The sequence below is a fragment of the Clostridium mobile genome, assembly GCF_018918285.1.
Taxonomy (GTDB): domain Bacteria; phylum Bacillota; class Clostridia; order Clostridiales; family Clostridiaceae; genus Clostridium_AW; species Clostridium_AW mobile.
On the sequence record NZ_JAHLQF010000002.1, the window covers coordinates 305,867 to 326,509 of the forward strand.

Below are 20,643 nucleotides of genomic sequence, written 5' to 3' on the forward strand. Positions count from 1 at the left end.
AGAAAGCTTAGATTATTATATTAACTGGCTAATCTGTAGAGCTGAAGGATATGAAAACTATATTCATAAAAAATGTTGTAAATCAGGATAATTAAAAAATACAAGCTTCAGGTAAAAAATTATTATCTGAAGCTTATTAAAATATTTTAGAATATTAGATGAAGTGTAAGTATGAAAGTAAATAAAATATTGCAATATTCTTTATATAAAAAGAGCCTAAGGCTCAGGTTCTAAAGATGTAAATATTACATTAAGGATAATTAAGTTAATATTTTTGATAAGTAAGTATAACAGAAAGAAAGTATTATATGTGAAATAAAGTTATCAAATACTAAAATTTTATTAGCAACCATGGTAAAATATATATAATTATGAAATATATGAGGTAATTATAATATGAATAATATAGTTGAAAGCATGCTTCCTAATAAAACAATTGATTATGGAGAAGCAAGCATAGATCATAAAAACATAGAGAATGATGTGTATCTAGTAAATAATAAGTTAATAGTTAACTCAGAAAGTGATAACTTATTAAATGAGTTAAAAAAATGTTTGACTGAATGTGAAAAATTTTATTTTAGTGTAGCATTTATTAATTTCAGTGGATTACAACTTTTACTAGATAAGTTCAAGGAATTAGAGTTAAAAGGTGTAAAAGGAAAAATAATAACCTCAACTTATTTAAATTTTACTGAACCTAAGGCCTTAGAAAAAATTAAGACTTTTAGCAATATAGATTTAAAAGTATTTGTTGCAGATAAAGATAATGGTTTTCATACAAAAGCATATATTTTTCAAAATAAAGATGAATATAAAATTATTATAGGTTCTTCAAATATAACTCAAAGGGCCCTAAAAAGTAATGTGGAATGGAACGTAAATGTAATTTCAAAAAAGGAAAATATTTTTATTGAAGATGTATTAAAAGAGTATAATAAACTATGGGATTGTACAGAAATTGTAGATGAAAATTTTATTGATACCTACAAAAGATTTATAAAAGAAATAAAAAAGATAGATTCGTCTAAAAGAATTGAGCTTAAGAATTATGAAATTATAAAACCAAATAAAATGCAAATTAGAGCAGTAGAGAATTTAAATAGATTAAGAAACCATGGAGAAAACAAAGCTTTAGTTATAGCCGCCACGGGAACAGGAAAGACATATATGTCAGCTTTTGATGTTATAAACTTTAAAGCTAAAAAAATGTTATTTATAGTGCATAGAGAAGAAATCCTAAAAGGTGCAGAAAAAACTTTTCAAAAACTAGTTAAAAATAAACTAAAAACCACGGGGCTTTTAACAGGGAATAAAAAAGAAATTAATGCAGAGTATTTATTTTCAACCATACAATCCATGAATAATAATTTACATGAATTTAGAAGAGATGAATTTGAATATATTATAATTGACGAAGCTCATCATGCAACAAGCCCAACTTATAAAAAAGTCATGGATTATTTTCAACCTAAATTTTTATTAGGAATGACGGCAACTCCAGAAAGAAGCGATACAGGAAATGTATTTGATATATTCAATAATAATGTTGCTTTGGAGATTAGACTTAGAGAGGCCCTAGAATTAGATTTAGTTACTCCATTTCATTATTTTGGTATAACCGATATAGACGGAATAGATTTAAGTGATGTCAATTTAAATGATATAGATGAAGTTGTAAAAAGATTAAACGTTAATGAAAGAGTTGACTTTATAATTGAAAAAATGAATTTCTATGGATATGATGGGGACAAGCTCAAATGTGTTGGCTTTTGTGCAAGTATAGATCATGCAGAATATATGGAAACAGAATTTAATAAAAGAGGAATTAAAAGCATATGCTTAACAGGAAATGATTCTCCTAATAAAAGAGAGGAGTATATAAAAAAAATAGAATGTGATGAAGATGATCTTCAAGTGATTTTTACTGTAGATATTTTTAATGAAGGTGTAGATATACCATCTATTAATTTAGTGCTGATGCTCAGACCTACTAATTCACCTATAGTATTTATACAACAGCTGGGTAGAGGATTGAGAAAGTGTGAAGATAAAAGCTTTCTAACGGTATTGGATTTTATAGGAAATTATAATAAAGCCTTTTTAATTACCATAGCTTTAAATGGTGCTAGATATTATGATAAAGATAGCTTAAAAGTAGCTGTGGCAACTGAATTCGCTAATTTACCTGGATGTACAAATATTCAAATGGATAGAATTTCACAAGAAAGAATACTTCAACAACTAGATAAAGAGAACTTTAATTCTATGATATATTTAAAAGAGGAATATAATGAATTTAAAAGGATGAAGAATGGAAAAGTGCCATATTTGCTGATGGACTATGTAAAATATGATGGTGCTCCAGATCCAATTAAGTTTATAAGCAAAGAAAAAACATATTTAAGCTTTGTAGCTAAAGTGGAAGCTGATGAAGAACTTAAAAGTTTACTATCAAATGAGGACTTCTTCAAAATTAGCAAAGAACTATCAAGTAAGCTACCTTTGAAAAGAGTTTATGAATTTGCCATTATTAAATATTTATTAAAACATAATGAAATAACTTTAGCACAAGCTAAAAATGAAATACTAAAATATATAGAATATGTGGATGATGAAAGTGTTGAACATTCTTTTAAATATTTAAACCAGAATTATTATGATTCAGGGCAAGTTAAAAACAATATAAAATGTTTTGAATATATTGATGAATCTCTAAAAGTTACAAGTGTATTTTTAAATATAATTAAAGATAAAAAAATTGGTATATATTTAGAAGATATTATAAACTATGGGTTAATTAGATATGAAAGAGAGTTTAAAAATAAATATTATGGAGTGCCTTTTTTAAAGCTTTATGAACAGTATCAAATGGTAGATGCTGCACTATTATCTAATTATACTAAAATACATAGCTCTTTTAGGGGAAGTGGGCTTATGGCCAATGGAAAAGAGTATTTTTTATTTATAGATCTGCATAAAGAAGAAAATATAAAAGAGAGTATAAATTATAAAGACAAATTTATAAGTAGGAATATTTTTCAATGGCAAACTCCTAATAGCACATCACAAGCCTCAGAAAGAGGAAAAAATATAATATTTAATATAGAAAGAAATATTAACTTACATATCTTTGTAAGAAAGTATAAGCAAATAGATGGAAATGTTGAACCGTATATTTATATAGGCAAAGGAAATAGTAGTAAATATTATGGAGAAAGGCCTATAACAGTTCATTTAAAATTAGAGAATGAAGTGCCCAATAGTTTATATTTAGAGTTTAATAAAAAGGTATAGTTTTTAGAAGAACTATACCTTTTATGATTCTTTTATTAATAGCTTAACAGCAGGTACATCTGCTGGAGCCCATTTCAAAGATAGCAAGTTTTTTTTATGCATCCATATAAGCTTGTCATGTTCATTAGCTATAGGATTACCACCTATGATTCTACATTTAAGGGTAATCAAATTAACTATAAAGTTCTCGTACTCATGAGTATTATCATTAAATTCATCAATAAACTCAATATCGCATTTAAGTTCTTCTTTAATTTCTCTTATTATAGCATCACTAATTGACTCACCATTCTCTATTTTTCCACCAGGAAATTCCCAAAGATTTGGCAGTGTCATTTTTGTAGAACGAAGGGCACAAAGAACTTCTTCATGTTCATTTTCAATAATAGCACCAACTACTTTTATTAATTTCTTCATCTTAAGCACCTCTTTATATAGTGTAACATAGATGATAAATTTATCAAGACGGAAAATTCCAGAGGATATTAGAAGCGAATAATTTGTTTTGATATAATTAAAGATAAACTAAAACCGACAGGTTTCAACACCTTGTCGGTTTTTTATCTTTATTATCATATTTTCCTCCCAAACTACTTTAAATACGTAAATTAACGTACCTTACGTTAATGTGTCGATGAAAGCTTGGAAATTTGCAATAGAGACAGAAAATACTGAATAATCAATACAATTAAAGGGATTTGACTTGCAATATGGTTGAATATGGAAATAACTGATGTTATAGTAATATTAATACTAATACAAACGAATGTTCTTATAATTTAAAGGAGGTTGGCCATTTAATGAAAAAATTAATTAATGACTTGCCTTGGAATACAAAGCTTAAAATTTTAAGAATTGCTAAGGGGTGGACTCAATCGGAAGCGGCAAAGCGGTGTTGTACTAATCAAAAGATGTATTGGAGTTGGGAGAATGGAAAAAATTATCCCCGGGTGAATAGTCAGGTTTTAATTAGTCAAGTTTATGAGGTTAAAAGGATGGAAATCTTTACTCAAAGTGAAATGAAATTTGATTATTAAAAGGGAGGGGTTTTTGTGAAGTATACGATACTTGGATTTAAGCAAAGTGAGCTAGTAAAGCTTGGCTTGGATACTGTAGACGCATTGATATTGAGGTATTTTGTTGACTTTAAGGATAGCGGACGTATGGTAAGAGAAAAGGTAGATAATAAAGTTTATTATTGGGTTAAATATGAAGGAATAATAGAAAGTCTGCCCATATTAAATCTAAAAAAAGATGCTATATATAGAAGGCTGAAAAAGATGTCGAATGTTAATATACTTGAGCATAAAACTATAATTGGGAATGGAATGTTTTCTTATTACGGTATTGGTTCTAAATTTATAGAGCTGATATCGAATTTTAAAACGAATAATTCGAAAATAAATACTGAGTACTACGTAAATGAAGCCATAACCACTACGGCTTTAGAACCTGAGCAAAAGATTAATCTATTAAAAGACTCATCTATTAAAGATAATAATAATATATATAGTCTTGTTGTGGATTACCTTAACGAAAAGGCTAGTAAAAAATACAGGATGAGTAGTAAAAAAACACAGCAGCTCATAAGGGGAAGAGTGGGTGAAGGTTTCACTGAGGAGGATTTTTATAAAGTAATAGACAATAAGGTGGAGGAGTGGTTGGGTACGGATATGGAAAAATACTTAAGGCCAGAAACCTTATTTGGAACTAAATTTGAGGGATACTTAAATCAAAAGAGTGAAGAGAGGGATTTTGAAGAAGTGGAGGGTGAAGGTCTTGGATTTAGTATATAGGGATAAAATTGAAACTTGCGAAGTTTGCAAAGAACCTATAGGCATAGTGGTGGATTTATATTTTGGCTCTAGATTATATCCAAGGGCCTGCAAATGTAGAAGGGAAGCCTATAGGAGAGAAAGGTTTGAAGAAGAAAATAGAGAAAAGCAAATAAGGCTTAAAAGGGTTATAGCCAACAGCATGATAGATGAGAATTTTAGGACATGCACTCTTAAAAATTGGGACCATAGGGTAGGCAATAAAAGCTTATATAAAATAGCCCTTGAATACATAGAAAAATTTCACCATATGAAAAATAAAAATCAAGGTATGTTGATTTACGGAGAACCTGGAAACGGAAAGACCTACTTTTCTTCCTGTATAGCTAATGCACTTATGGACAGATCCATTCCTGTTATAGCAGTAGGAACTATAGGATTGACGGAGAGGATAAGTCAAAGCAAGAGAACCTGGGGGGATGAAGGAGTATTTACGGTTTTAAACAGTCTAGAAAATGCAGATTTGCTTATAATTGATGATTTAGGTGCAGAGGAGGACAATAAGTGGACAAGGGCTATGATATATCAAGTTATAGAAAAGAGAAATAGCTCAAGATTGCCAGTGATTATAACCACAAATATAAGCATCAATGAATTAAAGGAACGGTATAATGACAGAACCTATAGCAGGCTTGTGGAGATGTGCAGCTTTATTAGGAACACTGGAGGGGATATAAGAAAAATTAGAGGTAAAGGAAAGACAGAAAAATTTTTAGGGGAGGTATTAAATTAAATATGAGAAACCATGTTACTTTAAATGAATTTCTTATAAAAGCCAAGCAGCATGACAAGGAAGCCTTAGGAAAAATAATAGAGTATTTCATACCTCTCATATTAAAAGAATCTTCAAGATACATAATAAAGTGTTACGACTATGAGGACTTAGTACAGCATGGATATCTCTCCGTAATAAAGGCTGTAAACATGTATAAAGGAGAGCTAGACTACTTCATTCCATATTGCATAAGAGCTATTCAACTAAACTATAAGGCTCTATTAAAAAAGGAAATTAAACATCATAGAGAAATACCAGATGAGTTCGTTCACTTAAATGAGGATTACCATTTTACCATAGAAGATGAAATCTTAGCCTTTGAAAAAACAAAAGAATTATATGAAGCTATAGATAAACTTTCTGAGGAAGAAAAAAGGGTGATAAGTAGTTTTTATATAAACAATAATACCTTAGAGGAAATAGCAGTAGGCGGAGAAAAAAGCTATAACAATGTAAGGTACATAAAAGATAAAGCGATTAAAAAACTGCAAAAGATGCTTAAGGAACATATATAGTAGTTAAGAGTGAAGAGTATTTGCAAAGCAGAATTCTAGCCATAACTTTTAAATATTCATTTTTAACTTTTCACTCAAAAAGGTGGTGGGAATATGTATGACGAATTAGTTAAGCTTATTAGTAACTTAGGATTCCCAGTAGCAGTTAGTATATATCTATTAGTAAAACTTGATAAAAGGTTGGAGGAATTGACTAAAGCCTTTTTAAAGTTTTCTAATATATTGCTTTCTGTTATGGAACACCGTGAAGAGGAGAGGTAGCTTTCATAAAAGAGAGTAGCCTCTTTTTTTTTAATGATTAGAAAACTAAAAATACTTTTGCAGTTATCTTTTTAAAGTCATATATATAGGTGAAAACAAAAATAAAGGAGGGATAGAGATGGCTGTAGTTGCTGATAGGTATGATTCCGACTTAGTGTTACAGGTGGTAACAGGGGTAGGAGATGACGGTAAGGACAAAACTAAAAACAAGACCATATCTAAGATTAGTTTAACTGCAACAGATGAGGATCTTTACGCTGTGGCGGTTGCTATGGCAGATGTATTGAAGTATGAAACAGTTTCAATACGTAGAATCAACAAAAACATATTATTAGGATAAATTCCTAAGGTAAATTATTAAGGTAAGGAGGTATGAACATGGATAAAACTTTAAGCATGAAGTTCACTGACAGCGAGGGGAAAAAGGTTTCTATTTCCCTAAGTGAAATAAAAGAGGATTTAACTGCACAAGAAGTAGAAGCTCTTATGGATGTAATACTGGCAAAACATATGGTATTCGATTTTAAAAATCCTTTAGTTTCAAAGGACTCAGCTCAAATAGTTGCAAGAACTACAACAGAAGTATATAAAGCTTAGAAAAAAGGCTCTTTGAGCCTTTTTTTAGTTAGAAGTTAAGGGAGAAAAATCAAGAGTAAAAATATTAGATTTTTATAGGGAGGGGTATTATGAATATAATAAATTCTAACTTGATATTTAAAGGACTTGATTATAGCAATGTTCCTAGGATGATTATTTTACATCATGCAGCGGCATTAAAGTGTAGCATAGAGGATATTCATAGATGGCATTTAAACAATGGGTGGTCAGGCTGTGGCTATCATTATTTTATTAGGAAAGACGGAAGGATTTATGTAGGCAGAAATGAAAAAGCTATAGGTGCTCACTGCATAAATTATAATTCTGTATCTATAGGAATTTGTTTAGAGGGGAACTTTGATACAGAGAAGATGGGAGAAGTTCAATATAAAGCTTTGGTGAAATTATCCCGCTATATTTGCAGTAAATATAATATTAATAAAATATATGGCCATGGTGAACTTAATGCTACTAATTGTCCAGGGAGGAATTTTTCGTTGGAGAGATTAGGGAGTGATTTAAAAGTAGGGGCAGAGGTGGAAAGCTATCCAGGATACTTACTTAAATTTAATCCTAGTGTGAAAGATAAAAATGTGGAACTATTACAGAGCAAGCTTATTGAAAAAGCTTATAGTGTTGGGGCTTGCGGAGCGGATGGCTATTTTGGGAAAGATACTTTATTAGCAATTAAGAGATTCCAGAGAGATAATGGTTTATTGGTAGATGGGGTTGTGGGGAGGGAGAGTTGGGGGAAAATTTTAAAATATGTATAGAATATTAAAACGCAGTAGGTTTTAGGGCTTACTGCGTTTATGGCGTAATATGAAATAATTATGACGCAAAATGTTCTTTGAAAACTGAATAATACGGTGTTAGGAAGTAAAATTACTTTATATTCATTACCAGAATAACCATACATTAGTGCATGAATGTGATATAATTGCTATTAGTTAAATCACAATAGTAAGATATTATAACTTTTTCTTAAATTTCAAAGATATAGTTAAGATAATAATATAACTTAATTTTATAAGTAGGAGGGGTGAACAGTGAATTATAAATTTGTCCCTATGAATAAAGAGTATGCAAATGAGATTGCATACAATTGGAAGTATAATGGAATTTACTCATTCTATGACATGACGGCTGATGAAGATGATTTAATGGAGTTTCTTAATGAGAATAGTTGGGCAGACCATTATTTCACAGTATTAGATGATAAAAGTAAATTAGTTGGTTTTTATTCATTCTTCTTTGAAGGTGGAATTATGAGTATAGGTTTGGGACTCAAACCTGAATTAACAGGAAGAAGAATTGGACCTGAATTTGTGATTGCAGGTATTAACTTTGGAGTGGAAAAGTTTAATTATAAACAGAACTATATCATATTGGCGGTTGCTTCATTTAATAAACGGGCAATAAGAGCATATGAGAAGTTAGGGTTTCAATATGTAGAGAAATATATGCAAAAAACAAATGGTGGAGAATTTGAATTTATTAAAATGAAGAAAGTTATATAAATGTAAATTATTCATTTTTAACGTCATAACTGAAAAAACAAATAATTTACCCAAACACCGTATTATTCAAGTCTGAATTTGCGGTGTTTTTACGTCGTAATACAAATAAATTACAACGCAAACATGATATTTAAAATATAAACAATGTTCTTTGAAAACTGAATAATGCGATATAAAAATATGTTATAATTTACTTAAAGTAGACAGATAAATTAGAATTTGTAAAACAGAAAAGGAGAATAATTATGCTTGAATACAGATTTGATACGCAGTTATTGATTGAAGGAGAAAATCTTTCAGAAGATAAAATAAACGAGTATATTACAAAAAACATTGAAGGCGATTGCTTACTTGCGGTTGGTGATGAGGAATTGATTAAAATTCATTTTCACACAAATACTCCATGGAAAGTGCTTGAGTATTGTGCTTCATTAGGTGATATTCATGATATTGTTGTAGAAAATATGGAACGACAGTCCAATGGCCTTCAAGGTTAGACAATAAATATAAATTTTGTAGAGTTGTTTAAACTGCAAATTATTTAATGCAAAAGAGGGGCAATTATGAGAATACAGGATAAATGCTTGCCATGTGTGGTAAATCAAGTTATCAAAGTGGCAAATATTACAGGTGTTGATGAGAAGGAAGAGTTATTGAAGGAAGTTTTTACTTATCTCAGTAAAATGGATTTTGAGATAACCACACCAGAAATTATTGGCGAAATTTTTAACATGATAAAAAAACATACGAATAATCAAGACCCATATAAAGAAACCAGAAATTACTACAATACATTGTTTTTGAAACTGTTACCCAAATTTGAAAGGGAGATTGAGCAAGCTGGAAATTCGTTTCAATTAGCAGTGCGATATGCCATTGTTGGAAATATTATAGATTTTAATCCTATTCACAATACATTATTAGAGGATATATTTGATTGTTTTGAAAAAATGGAACAGTTAGAATTAGCAATAGATAATTCTAAGGAGCTAATGGAAGATATTTTAAATTCAAAAATATTATTATATTTAGGTGATAATTGTGGAGAAATCTGCATGGACAAGATTCTTTTAAAGAAAATAAAAGAACTAAATCCTAATATTAAAATATTATTCGGAGTACGAGGTAAACCTGTTGTAAATGATTCTATAGCTGAAGACGCATATGCTGTAGGAATTGACGAATATGCAGAGGTTATAGATAATGGGGATGGTTCTCTAGGGACTGTGCTTAATAGAACAAGCACTGAGTTTAGAGAAGCCTATGAAAAGGCTGATATAGTAATTTCAAAAGGGCAAGCGAACTATGAATGTTTAAGTGAAGAAAATAAAAATATCTATTTCCTGTTAATGACCAAATGTGATGTAATCGCAAATAATATTGGCGTTGGTAAAATGAAAATGATTTGTATGAAAAACAAAGTTTAAATAAGCAATTCAGCGATTATATAGGTAAGTTACAAATTTCAAATTTATTAATAAACTTGAAAAGATAAAAATAACATAGTATACAGCAATTCATGCCATACGCCCTGATTCGCGAAATTCTGGATGTGAATATGGTATTGGTATAACAATAGGAAATAATGTTTGACTTGGAGGAAATGTTGTTATTGTTACTAAAGATATTCCAGATAATGTGATAGCAATAGGAAATCCATGTAAGGTTATTCGTGAAATTACAGAAGAAGATTGTAAATATTATTATAAAAACTATGAGTTTGATATTGATGATTACAACCTTTAGGTGTTTTTACGTCGCAATATGAAAATATTGCGAACTAATTAAGAAAATTCGTTCTTTGAAAATTGAATAGTATGGTATTTGCAAAATGTATTACAATTAACTCATAATTGTATTATTATATGAGTTAGTAGTTTTTTTAACTAAACGATAAATTACAATTGGGGGAGGTTATAAAGATGTCTAAAAATAGAAAAATTTTGCGTGGTATTATATTGGCTGTATTGTTAATTTGTACAGCGTTTTTAGTATATTCCATTGTAACAAATCCGCTTGGCGAACATGATATAATGCTTGCACTTGCTGTTACAGTAGGTTTTATTGCACTCGGAGATGATAAAGTTGGAAAAAGATAAAAGAAGGGCCAAACCAATAGGTGTAAAATTATTTAGAAAATATGTATTTAGCACTTTAATTTGCATAGTTATTATTTTATTAATTGGTTTTTTATACGAAAAAATTGCTGAATATAATGATGCTAAAAATCATCTTCCAGTAGGAAAAATGGTTGATGTAAATGGTCATAAAATAAATGTTTACAGCAAAGGTGAAGGAAATACCACTGTAGTTTTTACTGGAGGATTAAATGTGCCAAGCTCTTATGCAGATTTTTATCCTCTTTATAATGAAATTTCAAAGTATACTAAAATAGCTGTTTATGATAGACCAGGACATGGATGGAGCGACGTAACAGATGAGCCAAGAGATATAGATTCTATTGTAAAAGAAATGCACACTGCACTTATTGAAGCAGGGCAGAAATCTCCGTATATATTAGTTGGTCACTCATACGCATCATTGCAAATGATAAGATTTGCACAAATTTATAAAAATGAAGTAGCTGCGTTAGTTTTGATAGATGGTGGAAACCCTGAGTACTATGCTAAAAATGGTTTGAAAGTTACTAATAGTACAGTATTTACTAATAAGTTACTAAAGTCTACTGGGATAGCAAGGCTAGCACTTTATCATACAGATTATTATTCAAAAAAACTTAAGTTACTGCCTGGTGATTTAAAACAACTGTATATGGCAATGACTCTTAAAACTATGTATAACAAAAATATTATAGATGAGGGTAATATGGCAAAAAACAATGCAAAAGTTGTTTTAGAAAATGGTCATTTAGGTAGTTTACCCATTAGAATAGTAACTGCTCCTAGTGATTTGGAGTGGGATAGTAGTCAAAGGGATTTAAAAGAGTGGTCAACAGATAGCCAACAAATAGTTGTTAATGGAGCAGGACATGCAATACATCATTCTAATCCAGATGTTATAAATAATGAAATAAAAAAATTATACAATATAATTAATATATACTAATCAATAACTATTTATATAAATTTATAAAATTCAATAACTAAGTACCCAATAGATTACAAATAGAGCTCAATAAAAAGGTATAGTTTTTCAAAGAAGCTATACCTTATTTACATTTTTAGCTATTTGCTTTTTGAAAGTTCCTTCATAACCAGTTCAATAAAGCGTTGTAATTCCTCACTGCGGGGCTGATTTTTTTAGATATTAAAACTAGGAACATTTCTATATTAGGTATTGGTATAGAGACTATTTTATCAATTCCCTTCATTTCAGGATGAGTCGTTTTATGATTAAATTATGACGCAAAATGTTCTTTGAAAACTGAATAATACGGTGTTAGGAAGTAAAATTACTTTATATTCATTACCAGAATAACCATACATTAGTGCATGAATGTGATATAATTGCTATTAGTTAAATCACAATAGTAAAAAATTACGGACTAACAATTGTTTATCATACCGATAAATAGTAATTTGTGGGGGGAATGAATATGGAAGCAAGAAAATTATTGGATGCATTATTGATCGCCGAAAGGCTGAAAGATACAACTCGCCATTGCTATACTTCAAAAGGCAGACACGAGAGTGTTGCAGAACATAGTTGGATGATGACCTTGATGGCTTTCTTTATGAGGGATGAGTTCCCCGAAGCTGATATGGATAAAGTTATCAGAATGTGCATTATTCACGACTTGGGAGAATGTTTTACTGGAGATATTCCTACTTTTGAAAAGAACCAAGCCCACGAGCAGGCCGAAGAAAATCTGCTGTATAGCTGGGTTCATTCCTTGCCAGAGGAATATGCAGTAGAAATGCGAGAACTTTATGAGGAAATGGCAGAGCGTAAAACAGTTGAAGCTCAAATTTACAAAGCCATTGATGGCCTTGAAGCATTGATTCAGCACAATGTGTCCGACCTGTCTACTTGGATTCCGAAAGAATTTGAACTCAATTTAACCTACGCAGATGATAAGGTTGCGTTCTCCGATTATTTGAAATCTTTAAGACAAGCTGTTCGTGAAGATACCATCAAAAAGATTGATGAAGCAAAGTAAAGCTCCGCGATAAATATGAGTTTTCTGTTTCTTTGTAAATTCCAATTTGTAGTGTAACTATTGCGCATAATTCTTATTTAACGTCATAACTGAAAAAACAAATAATTTACCAAAACACCGTATTATTCAAGTCTGAATTTGCGGTGTTTTTACGTCGTAATTCAAATAAATTACAACATAAATGATGTTCTTTGAAAATTGAATAATGCGGTGGAAAAAATAATATATAAATCCTCTGTAATCTATAAGTTATATGGAATCAATTACCCTTAAATGATACAATTAGAAGTAATTGAGACAGAATAGTTTTAAAATGGGTAGTATGACTAATTATTTGAGGTGAATACAATGGCTAAAAGAATTAAAGTGGGAAATTTGTATGGAATACCTTTGCCAAACGGGAAATTTGCTTTTGGAAGAATAATGCAAGATGCAGGTATTGCTATTTATAGTTATATCGGAACTGATGTTAATGATTTACCTGTAAATGAAGAATATCAATTTATTGTTGGGATTTATAAAACTGACATTAACAAGGATTTAATATATATTAAAAATATTCCTTTTAAAAGTGAGGAGTTAGAATGGCCGCCTCCAAGTTATATATATGATGTAATAAGTGGAAGATATCAAATTTATCATAAAGGAGAAATATACTCTTCCTGTAAAGAAAAATGTATAGGTTTAGAAGCGGCAGCAGTATGGCATACAAATCATATAATTGACAGAATTATGGGTGATGATAAATGGGGAGGCATTCTTAAACCCATAGATGATGAAAATAACTTTAGATAATGTAATAAACATTCTTCTTGTTTAACGTTACAACAATAAAAGCGAATAATTATTTTGAACACCGTATTATTTGAATGAATTTTGCGGTGTTTTTACATTGCAATACAAATGAATTATGTAGCCTTGTACAAGCTTTTATTTGCTATATGGTTTGAAAGATTTGAGGAATGGTTAGCTTCTGAATGGTGGTTTATAAAAATGTGTATTAACGAAAGGTGCGGTTTGAATGAGTAGACTAACCTTTTCCATAAGATTAAATTAATTATTATCATATTAAAAAAGATTTAAAAGAAGATTTCTTGGCAGAGTTATGTACACATGAGCATATAAAGAAATATGATATAATAAAAAACAAATATGCAGATGATATGTAGCAAGATATATATTATATATTTAAATTAAGGTGGTTGGATTTTGAAAGAAAATTTATTTTATAAAGATTATGTGGAGAAATTTATAAGGATTATAGATGATGAGCTTATTTTGAATTTGCACCTTAAAAGTATTGATCCTTCAGACCCAATAAAGGTGGAATTTGTTCCAAATCCTTGGATTTTATTGGGATGTGGTAATTACGCGGCGGTTTTTACACATCCGGACTCTGATGATTTAGTAGTGAAGGTTTATGCTCCAGGGAGAGGTGGCTTAAAAGAAGAAATAGAAGTTTATAAAACTATAGGAGATCATCCCTCTTACTCTAAGTTTTTATATAGCAAAAATAATTATTTAATATTAGAGAATTTAAAGGGGATTACCTTTTATGATTGTTTAATAAAAGGAATAAAAATTCACAAGCATATTATAAAAGATATAGATGATGCTCTTGAATACGCTAGAAAAAAAGGTTTAAATCCTCACGACGTTCATGCAAAAAATCTTATGATAGTTAACAATAGGGGAGTGGTAGCAGATATTTCGGATTTTAAACACAAAGAACATTGCTATCTATGGGATGATTTCAAAAAAGCTTATTATAAACTCTATATCCCTCTTGTGTATAAATTCTCTATACCAATTCCTGATTTTTTATTAAACATCATAAGAAAGATATATAAAAAATATAAAAAACTGGCTAATACATTAAAAAAATAGATTTTTATAAAATTATATAAAAGAAGGATTTAATAGATAAAGAATTCTTCTACAATAAGATGCACTGGATTATATGGTCTAGTGCATTTTATTGTAAAAATAAATATATTATGTTTTTAAGTAGAAAAGGGAAAATATATTCATTTAATTCAGTAACACTTTCAAACATTTCTGCATACTCTGCTAGTAGTTAGCAAGTTTGTAGGAGAGTTATATGGAGAAGGAAAATAATAAAAGATTAACAGTAAACTTAGAGGAATATGTAATTCAAGTAGCTGAAGAAAAGGCAAGAGCCAATTTTAAGGGGAGCCTAGATTACTATATTAACTGGCTAATTTGTAGAGATAATAAATCAAAAATCCATAAGTATGTAAGAAAAAGAGATGAGGATTTAGAAAAGAAAAAACCAAAATTAATTCCAAATTCATTGAAAGCTGCAATGTTTAATAACACCTGTGATTTTTGTAAAGAGCCTATATATCAAGGAGAAGAAATTTGTAAGGCTGAAGGATATGATAACTATATTCATAAAAAATGTTGCAAATAAGAATGATTAAAAAATAAAAGCTTCAGGTAAAAATTTATTATCTGAAGCTTATTATTTTTCAATGGAAATATTTTAGAATACTAGATGAAGTGTAAGTATGAGGATAAACATATATTTACTTATAGGACAATTTGGAGGGAAATTTGTAAACATGAGGAAACTATGATAACATATAAGCCGATAAGGGATGCCCATATATTTTTTGTAAAAAGGAAATTGAAAATAATTTTTATATATTATAATAACAATAATCAATGGAGGAAATGAAATTATGCTTAATTTGCCAAATTGTCCAAAATGTAATTCAGAATACACTTACGAAGATAGAAATCTTTTTGTTTGCCCAGAATGTAGCCATGAATGGACTTTAGAATTAGAATCCGAAAATAATGAAGATGAAAATGTTATAAAAGATGCAAATGGAAATATCTTAAATGATGGTGATTCTGTAACTGTAATTAAAGACCTTAAAGTAAAGGGAAGTTCATTAGTAGTAAAAATAGGTACAAAGGTAAAAAATATTCGTTTGGTGGATGGAGACCATGATATTGATTGCAAAATCGATGGTATTGGAGCTATGAAATTAAAATCTGAATTTGTTAAAAAGTTATAAACAGCGATTTATTTTTTCCTTTGCAATAATCCATCAAAGGATGTATTATGATTATATTAAAATTTATGATTTGTAAAGGAGTTACTATGAAAACAGTATATAAAAATCCTAAAGAACTAGGGCATAAAATTAAGGATTTGGTTGATACATATAATGATGGACTAATTTCTTATGAAAAGTTTGAAGAAATAATTATTAAAATGATAGAAAAGAATGAAGATAGAATTTATAAAAATGGATTTATGCCATCGAAATTAATTAGTATTATAGGTGAGGACAGAAAATTAATAATAGATGAGATAAAAAATAAAATAGAAAACTAGTAGTTTAGATGGAGTAAAAAAATATTCTAAATAAGGGTAATTAAAAAATAAAAGCTTCAGGTAAAATATTATCTGAAGCTTTTACCATGTCCTTTATCATTGTGATTAATGTAAATTCATGGTAAGATTAAATTGGTAAATCATTGTAAGATAAGGAGACGCGATATGTTAGTAAACCGTATAGGATTTATAGTTGTTACTTTTTTGTTGATGCTTATATTGTCAGTGTCAACGAAGAATATTATTATATCGGGAATCATTACATTTGTTACCGTAATAATTGGCTATATAATTATTGCAAATGTGCGAAATAAAAAAAGGGTTAATTTATTAGAAGAAAATTGTGATCCACAAGCATTTTTAGAAGCTACAGAAAAACAAAGGGATATGATAGGTAAAAAAGATAAATATAGTACTTATTTAAATATTGATAAAGCAGCAGGACTTATTAATATGGGAGAATTCCAAAATGCAAAGGAACTTTTAATGTCAATTGACAAAACTCAATTGTCAGTAAGAAATGGAACACTACTCGCATATACGATAAATTTATTATGTTGCTTATATGAACTTGGAGAAATTTCTCATGCGGAGGAAATATTTGAGACTCAAGTTCCTTTATTACCACCTGTGAATGCAAGGATGACTTTATCTATGAAATTGCTGGTAGCAGAAAGGTTTTTGTTTTTAAATAGGTATGAGGAAAGTAAAGAAAAATTTCAAGAATTATTGAACGAGAAAATGACCAAGCGTATGAGGATAAGTGTATTATATGATTTAGCAAAAATAGATGAAAGCACTGGAGATATTGATTCTGCACAGAAAAAGTATAGGGAAGTAGCAGAGTTAGGAAATAAACTATGGATAGCAGAGGAAGCTAAGAAGAATTTAAAATAACAAACGTGGTATAATTTATATCAAGTGATACAGTTTATATTATAGGAGTGTGTAAGACTATGGCAGATATAAAATATGAAATAAAAGAAAGCTTAGGAACTATTTCAGAATCATCGAAGGGTTGGGTAAAGGAATTAAACCTTATAAGCTGGAATGAAAAAGAAGCTAAATATGATATTAGAGATTGGGATTCAGAACATAAAAAGATGGGTAAGGGAGTTACCTTAACAGTTGAAGAATTAAAAAAGCTTAAAGACATATTAAATGAAATGGATTTAGAATAAGGGCAAATTTTAGCCCTTATTTTACTTAAGAAAAGATTTTAGTAGTATTGAGAGAAGGTGAAAATATGATTAAAGGAATTATCCAGAAAATAATAGATTTAAATAGAGATAAATCTATAAAAGCAAATAGCATACAGACTAATAGATTAAATGAATTACTAAGAGATGATATAGAATTATCAGCTATTCCAGATGCATTTCAACTATTACTTAGTAGTGATGAAAAAATAAAGTTTCAATCTGCGGAAGTTCTTAATCACGTTATGAGTACATTAAATTCATCTCAATTAATTAAATTAGATAAAATCTTTAGGGAAAGAACGAGCTATGATTGGAATTATGATTGGAGAAATAAAGAACCTGAAGAGTTATTTCATCCATTGATGTCCCGAGAAGAAAATATTGCAATACTTGGACTAAGTAGTTTCCATCCTAATGGTTATTTTAGAGAAAAGGCAGTAAGGGCCCTTTCTAATATGGAAACAGGTGATAAAATACCATATCTTTTGATTAGAATTAACGATTGGGTAAGCCAAGTAAGAAATATTTCAAGGAAACAATTACTTATATATTTAACACCAGAGTATGCCATGAGTTTTGTAAAAAATCTACCTTTAGTATTAAGATTAGAGGAATGTTTAAGAAATGAGCATATGGATATTATAGATGCTGTTGTTTCAATGTTATCTAGTGATAAATGTTTAAAAGAGCTAATAAGTGGACTACAATCAGCTGATCCAAAGGTCAGATTATGTTGTTATAAAATAATCCTTCAGAGAAGAATTTTAGATAATAAAAGTATCATAAGTTATGTAATCAAAGACAAAAATCCTTATAACAGATTATTTGTACTTAGGAACATACAGGGAAATATAGCATCTGATGAGTTTACTGATATTTCACAGCTATTACTTAAAGACAAGCTTTCTCAAATTAGGATTATTGCCCTTGAGTTACTATATAAATTTAACCCTGAAGAGGCTATAGATACATTAGAAAAAAGTTTGTTTGATAGAAATCAATCCGTTCGTGAATTATCACGATATTTGCTCTCAAAGCATAAAAAATATGATTTTCCTACTATATACCGAGATGCAATAGAGAAAAATGAACAACTATATTCTAGCATCTGTGGGCTTGGAGAGACGGGGAATAGGAAGGATTCAAAAATTATTGCAGAGTTTTTAAAGGTTGATACTATTCAAATAGTTAAAGCTTCAATAAGTGCATTAGCGCGATTAGATATTGATGGATATAAAGAAGAAATAATTATTACTTTAAATGATAGAAGAGTTGGCATATCAAAGGTTGCTAGAAGGGTATTATACAAAGAAATTGATGCTATTGATGCAGATGCTATATATAACATTTTTAAACAAACTACATATGATCATGCAAAAATTAACTCTTCCATTCTTTTGTGTTCATTAAGTAAATGGGATGCTATAAGATACATTATAGAATTTTGTGCAGATGAAAATGATAGTATTTCAATAATTGGAGGATGTGCCTTTGAAAGCTGGAAACAAAGATATAATCAGTCTTTTACAACTCCTACTAAAAATCAAATTGATAAAATAAGAAAATCTTTAATGGATTTTGGTAAGTTTATTAAAGATAGTGATAGAGATTTTATTGAATTTACCATAAGGGATTTTATTAAGTAGAATTAGATTTAAGAGAAGAATCAGTTCAACTAATAGAAAAGTATATAGAGATATATAGTTTGGAATAATATTCAAAAGTGTTCTATAATATAATAAGTGTAGTAATTAAGTGATTATAGGAGGGATTATATGAACAATTTTACCTTTTACAGTCCAACATATTTTGTTTTTGGAAAAGATACTGAAAATGAGGCAGGTAAATATGTTAAGCGTTTTGGTGGAAGTAATGTTTTAATTCATTATGGTGGAGGCTCTGTTGTTAAAAGTGGTTTGCTTGAAAGAGTAGAAAAATCTCTTGTAGAAAGTGGTATAACATATAAAACTCTAGGTGGGGTGAAGCCTAACCCAAGAAGTGGATTAGTTTATGATGGCATTAAGCTTTGCAAAGAAGAAAATATAGACTTCATCCTAGCTGTTGGTGGGGGAAGCGTTATAGATTCTGCAAAAGCCATAGCGGCAGGTGCAAAGTATGATGGAGACTTTTGGGACTTTTATCAAGGAAAAGAAGTAACAGAAGCAATTCCTGTGGGGACTATATTAACTATTGCTGCAGCAGGAAGTGAGGGATCTGGTGATTCTGTTATAACTCATGAAAATGGCATGTTAAAACGTGGGGCCAGTGGAGAGGCACTCAGACCTGTATTCTCCATATTAAATCCACAATTAACTACTACCCTATCCGACTATCAAACAGCTTGTGGTGCTACAGACATTATGGCTCACGTATTTGAGAGATATTTTACAAACACTAAAGATGTTGAAATAACAGATAGGCTTTGCGAAGGTGTACTGCTCACCATGATTAAAGAAGTACCAAAGGCTTTAGAAAACCCTAATGACTACAATGCTAGAGCAAATATAATGTGGGCAGGAATGGTTGCTCATAATGATATTTGTGGAGTAGGACGTGTACAGGATTGGAGCAGTCATCAAATAGAACATGAACTGTCAGCGCTATATGATGTAGCTCATGGAGCAGGTCTTGCGGTTATATTCCCTGCATGGATGAAGCATGTTATGAAAAATGCAGTGGATAAATTTGCTCAAATGGCAGTTAGAGTATGGGGATGCCAAATGGACTTTGAAAACCCTGAAAGAACTGCATTAGAAGGAATTCATAGATTTGAGAACTTTTTAAAATCCATCAGTATGCCACTAACTTTTGAGGAGATTGGCGCAAAGGAAAGTGACATTCCAGAGATGGTAAAAAAATTAATGGACGGAAGAGATAAAGTAGGTAGTTTAGTAGGATTAACTGCAAAGGATGTAGAAAAAATATATCGCTTAGCACTGTAAAATAGAAGATAAAAAGCTATGAGTGAAACGCTCATGGCTTTTTTATTATATCTGCAAGGTAATAAGTCAATTATATTAAAATTATCCTTGGCTTATGTTATAATTTTTAGTAAAGTATAGTTAAAAAGTCTATTTGACTAATAGACGAACATTATAACATTGATATAGAGCTGTAAATTCTAGTTTAACTGACATATAAATTAGGAATT

25 protein-coding genes and 1 pseudogene are annotated in these 20,643 nt (G+C 29.8%); 25 read left to right on the top strand and 1 reads right to left on the bottom strand.

Annotated features, from left to right (window positions below):
• Positions 1-396: 396 nt before the first annotated feature.
• On the top strand, positions 397-3,297 hold the full coding sequence (locus KQI86_RS07355) for a DEAD/DEAH box helicase (protein WP_246582715.1): 2,901 nt from the start codon (positions 397-399) through the stop codon (positions 3,295-3,297).
• Between the two features lie 21 nt (positions 3,298-3,318).
• Here the strand turns inward: KQI86_RS07355 and KQI86_RS07360 are convergent, their stop codons facing one another.
• Positions 3,319-3,714 (bottom strand): (deoxy)nucleoside triphosphate pyrophosphohydrolase, encoded by a 396-nt coding sequence (locus KQI86_RS07360; protein WP_216438634.1) that lies wholly within the window; start codon positions 3,712-3,714, stop codon positions 3,319-3,321.
• A gap of 383 nt (positions 3,715-4,097) precedes the next feature.
• Between KQI86_RS07360 and KQI86_RS07365 the strand changes: the two genes are divergently transcribed.
• The 24 genes and pseudogenes from KQI86_RS07365 (at position 4,098) to KQI86_RS07480 (ending at position 20,434) form a co-directional block, all read left to right on the top strand.
• Complete coding sequence (locus KQI86_RS07365) at positions 4,098-4,334, top strand: helix-turn-helix domain-containing protein (protein ID WP_216438635.1); 237 nt, start codon at positions 4,098-4,100, stop codon at positions 4,332-4,334.
• Positions 4,335-4,349: 15 nt separating this feature from the next.
• Positions 4,350-5,093: a conserved phage C-terminal domain-containing protein gene (locus KQI86_RS07370; RefSeq protein WP_216438636.1), complete on the top strand. Its 744-nt coding sequence runs from the start codon at positions 4,350-4,352 to the stop codon at positions 5,091-5,093.
• On the top strand, positions 5,068-5,865 hold the full coding sequence (locus KQI86_RS07375) for an ATP-binding protein (RefSeq protein ID WP_343216167.1): 798 nt from the start codon (positions 5,068-5,070) through the stop codon (positions 5,863-5,865). Before KQI86_RS07370 ends, KQI86_RS07375 begins: the two co-directional genes overlap by 26 nt.
• Before the next feature lie 2 nt (positions 5,866-5,867).
• Entirely contained in the window at positions 5,868-6,422 is a 555-nt protein-coding gene (locus KQI86_RS07380) for a sigma-70 family RNA polymerase sigma factor (RefSeq protein WP_216438638.1), read from the top strand.
• 93 nt (positions 6,423-6,515) lie between these two features.
• The gene (locus KQI86_RS07385) at positions 6,516-6,683 is read left to right on the top strand and encodes a YvrJ family protein (protein ID WP_216438639.1); all 168 of its coding nucleotides are present in this window, start codon (positions 6,516-6,518) and stop codon (positions 6,681-6,683) included.
• 118 nt (positions 6,684-6,801) lie between these two features.
• On the top strand, positions 6,802-7,023 hold the full coding sequence (locus KQI86_RS07390; protein WP_216438640.1) for a DUF1659 domain-containing protein: 222 nt from the start codon (positions 6,802-6,804) through the stop codon (positions 7,021-7,023).
• Positions 7,024-7,061: 38 nt separating this feature from the next.
• Entirely contained in the window at positions 7,062-7,280 is a 219-nt protein-coding gene (locus KQI86_RS07395) for a DUF2922 domain-containing protein (protein ID WP_216438641.1), read from the top strand.
• An 89-nt stretch (positions 7,281-7,369) separates the two neighbouring features.
• Positions 7,370-8,053, top strand: coding sequence for a peptidoglycan recognition protein family protein (locus KQI86_RS07400; protein WP_216438642.1), 684 nt, complete (start codon positions 7,370-7,372; stop codon positions 8,051-8,053).
• Between the two features lie 276 nt (positions 8,054-8,329).
• Positions 8,330-8,800, top strand: coding sequence for a GNAT family N-acetyltransferase (locus KQI86_RS07405; protein WP_216438643.1), 471 nt, complete (start codon positions 8,330-8,332; stop codon positions 8,798-8,800).
• A gap of 245 nt (positions 8,801-9,045) precedes the next feature.
• Positions 9,046-9,297 (top strand): kinase to dihydroxyacetone kinase, encoded by a 252-nt coding sequence (locus KQI86_RS07410; RefSeq protein WP_216438644.1) that lies wholly within the window; start codon positions 9,046-9,048, stop codon positions 9,295-9,297.
• 66 nt (positions 9,298-9,363) lie between these two features.
• Positions 9,364-10,227 carry a damage-control phosphatase ARMT1 family protein gene (locus KQI86_RS07415; protein ID WP_216438645.1) on the top strand — a complete coding sequence of 288 codons (864 nt, stop codon included), beginning with the start codon at positions 9,364-9,366 and terminating at the stop codon, positions 10,225-10,227.
• Positions 10,228-10,306: 79 nt separating this feature from the next.
• Positions 10,307-10,546, top strand: a pseudogene (locus KQI86_RS07420) (sugar O-acetyltransferase); the annotation flags it as partial.
• 176 nt (positions 10,547-10,722) lie between these two features.
• Positions 10,723-10,899 (top strand): hypothetical protein, encoded by a 177-nt coding sequence (locus KQI86_RS07425; RefSeq protein ID WP_216438646.1) that lies wholly within the window; start codon positions 10,723-10,725, stop codon positions 10,897-10,899.
• Complete coding sequence (locus tag KQI86_RS07430; RefSeq protein ID WP_246582716.1) at positions 10,886-11,866, top strand: alpha/beta fold hydrolase; 981 nt, start codon at positions 10,886-10,888, stop codon at positions 11,864-11,866. Before KQI86_RS07425 ends, KQI86_RS07430 begins: the two co-directional genes overlap by 14 nt.
• Positions 11,867-12,356: 490 nt before the next feature.
• A complete protein-coding gene (locus KQI86_RS07435; RefSeq protein ID WP_216438648.1) occupies positions 12,357-12,920 on the top strand; it encodes an HD domain-containing protein in 564 nt (187 codons plus the stop codon).
• A gap of 348 nt (positions 12,921-13,268) precedes the next feature.
• Positions 13,269-13,715: an immunity 26/phosphotriesterase HocA family protein gene (locus tag KQI86_RS07440; RefSeq protein ID WP_216438649.1), complete on the top strand. Its 447-nt coding sequence runs from the start codon at positions 13,269-13,271 to the stop codon at positions 13,713-13,715.
• Between the two features lie 414 nt (positions 13,716-14,129).
• On the top strand, positions 14,130-14,807 hold the full coding sequence (locus KQI86_RS07445) for a serine/threonine protein kinase (protein WP_216438650.1): 678 nt from the start codon (positions 14,130-14,132) through the stop codon (positions 14,805-14,807).
• Positions 14,808-15,021: 214 nt separating this feature from the next.
• A complete protein-coding gene (locus tag KQI86_RS07450) occupies positions 15,022-15,354 on the top strand; it encodes a hypothetical protein (protein WP_216438651.1) in 333 nt (110 codons plus the stop codon).
• 271 nt (positions 15,355-15,625) lie between these two features.
• Positions 15,626-15,967 carry a zinc ribbon domain-containing protein YjdM gene (locus KQI86_RS07455; RefSeq protein ID WP_216438652.1) on the top strand — a complete coding sequence of 114 codons (342 nt, stop codon included), beginning with the start codon at positions 15,626-15,628 and terminating at the stop codon, positions 15,965-15,967.
• A gap of 65 nt (positions 15,968-16,032) precedes the next feature.
• On the top strand, positions 16,033-16,290 hold the full coding sequence (locus tag KQI86_RS07460) for a TIGR04540 family protein (RefSeq protein ID WP_343216153.1): 258 nt from the start codon (positions 16,033-16,035) through the stop codon (positions 16,288-16,290).
• Positions 16,291-16,455: 165 nt separating this feature from the next.
• Entirely contained in the window at positions 16,456-17,187 is a 732-nt protein-coding gene (locus tag KQI86_RS07465) for a tripartite tricarboxylate transporter TctB family protein (RefSeq protein WP_216438653.1), read from the top strand.
• 59 nt (positions 17,188-17,246) lie between these two features.
• A complete protein-coding gene (locus KQI86_RS07470; RefSeq protein WP_216438654.1) occupies positions 17,247-17,471 on the top strand; it encodes a YdbC family protein in 225 nt (74 codons plus the stop codon).
• Positions 17,472-17,536: 65 nt separating this feature from the next.
• Positions 17,537-19,138 (top strand): HEAT repeat domain-containing protein, encoded by a 1,602-nt coding sequence (locus KQI86_RS07475; protein ID WP_216438655.1) that lies wholly within the window; start codon positions 17,537-17,539, stop codon positions 19,136-19,138.
• Between the two features lie 129 nt (positions 19,139-19,267).
• Positions 19,268-20,434, top strand: coding sequence for an iron-containing alcohol dehydrogenase (locus tag KQI86_RS07480; RefSeq protein ID WP_216438656.1), 1,167 nt, complete (start codon positions 19,268-19,270; stop codon positions 20,432-20,434).
• Positions 20,435-20,643: the final 209 nt, after the last annotated feature.

Bases quoted from the DNA above. Each gene is read 5' to 3' on its own strand.
- KQI86_RS07355 (WP_246582715.1), top strand. From the start codon at position 397: ATGAATAATATAGTTGAAAGCATGCTTCCTAATAAAACAATTGATTAT.
- KQI86_RS07360 (WP_216438634.1), bottom strand. From the start codon at position 3,714: ATGAAGAAATTAATAAAAGTAGTTGGTGCTATTATTGAAAATGAACAT.
- KQI86_RS07365 (WP_216438635.1), top strand. From the start codon at position 4,098: ATGAAAAAATTAATTAATGACTTGCCTTGGAATACAAAGCTTAAAATT.
- KQI86_RS07380 (WP_216438638.1), top strand. From the start codon at position 5,868: ATGAGAAACCATGTTACTTTAAATGAATTTCTTATAAAAGCCAAGCAG.
- KQI86_RS07385 (WP_216438639.1), top strand. From the start codon at position 6,516: ATGTATGACGAATTAGTTAAGCTTATTAGTAACTTAGGATTCCCAGTA.
- KQI86_RS07390 (WP_216438640.1), top strand. From the start codon at position 6,802: ATGGCTGTAGTTGCTGATAGGTATGATTCCGACTTAGTGTTACAGGTG.
- KQI86_RS07395 (WP_216438641.1), top strand. From the start codon at position 7,062: ATGGATAAAACTTTAAGCATGAAGTTCACTGACAGCGAGGGGAAAAAG.
- KQI86_RS07400 (WP_216438642.1), top strand. From the start codon at position 7,370: ATGAATATAATAAATTCTAACTTGATATTTAAAGGACTTGATTATAGC.
- KQI86_RS07410 (WP_216438644.1), top strand. From the start codon at position 9,046: ATGCTTGAATACAGATTTGATACGCAGTTATTGATTGAAGGAGAAAAT.
- KQI86_RS07415 (WP_216438645.1), top strand. From the start codon at position 9,364: ATGAGAATACAGGATAAATGCTTGCCATGTGTGGTAAATCAAGTTATC.
- KQI86_RS07425 (WP_216438646.1), top strand. From the start codon at position 10,723: ATGTCTAAAAATAGAAAAATTTTGCGTGGTATTATATTGGCTGTATTG.
- KQI86_RS07435 (WP_216438648.1), top strand. From the start codon at position 12,357: ATGGAAGCAAGAAAATTATTGGATGCATTATTGATCGCCGAAAGGCTG.
- KQI86_RS07440 (WP_216438649.1), top strand. From the start codon at position 13,269: ATGGCTAAAAGAATTAAAGTGGGAAATTTGTATGGAATACCTTTGCCA.
- KQI86_RS07450 (WP_216438651.1), top strand. From the start codon at position 15,022: ATGGAGAAGGAAAATAATAAAAGATTAACAGTAAACTTAGAGGAATAT.
- KQI86_RS07455 (WP_216438652.1), top strand. From the start codon at position 15,626: ATGCTTAATTTGCCAAATTGTCCAAAATGTAATTCAGAATACACTTAC.
- KQI86_RS07460 (WP_343216153.1), top strand. From the start codon at position 16,033: ATGATTTGTAAAGGAGTTACTATGAAAACAGTATATAAAAATCCTAAA.
- KQI86_RS07465 (WP_216438653.1), top strand. From the start codon at position 16,456: ATGTTAGTAAACCGTATAGGATTTATAGTTGTTACTTTTTTGTTGATG.
- KQI86_RS07470 (WP_216438654.1), top strand. From the start codon at position 17,247: ATGGCAGATATAAAATATGAAATAAAAGAAAGCTTAGGAACTATTTCA.
- KQI86_RS07475 (WP_216438655.1), top strand. From the start codon at position 17,537: ATGATTAAAGGAATTATCCAGAAAATAATAGATTTAAATAGAGATAAA.
- KQI86_RS07480 (WP_216438656.1), top strand. From the start codon at position 19,268: ATGAACAATTTTACCTTTTACAGTCCAACATATTTTGTTTTTGGAAAA.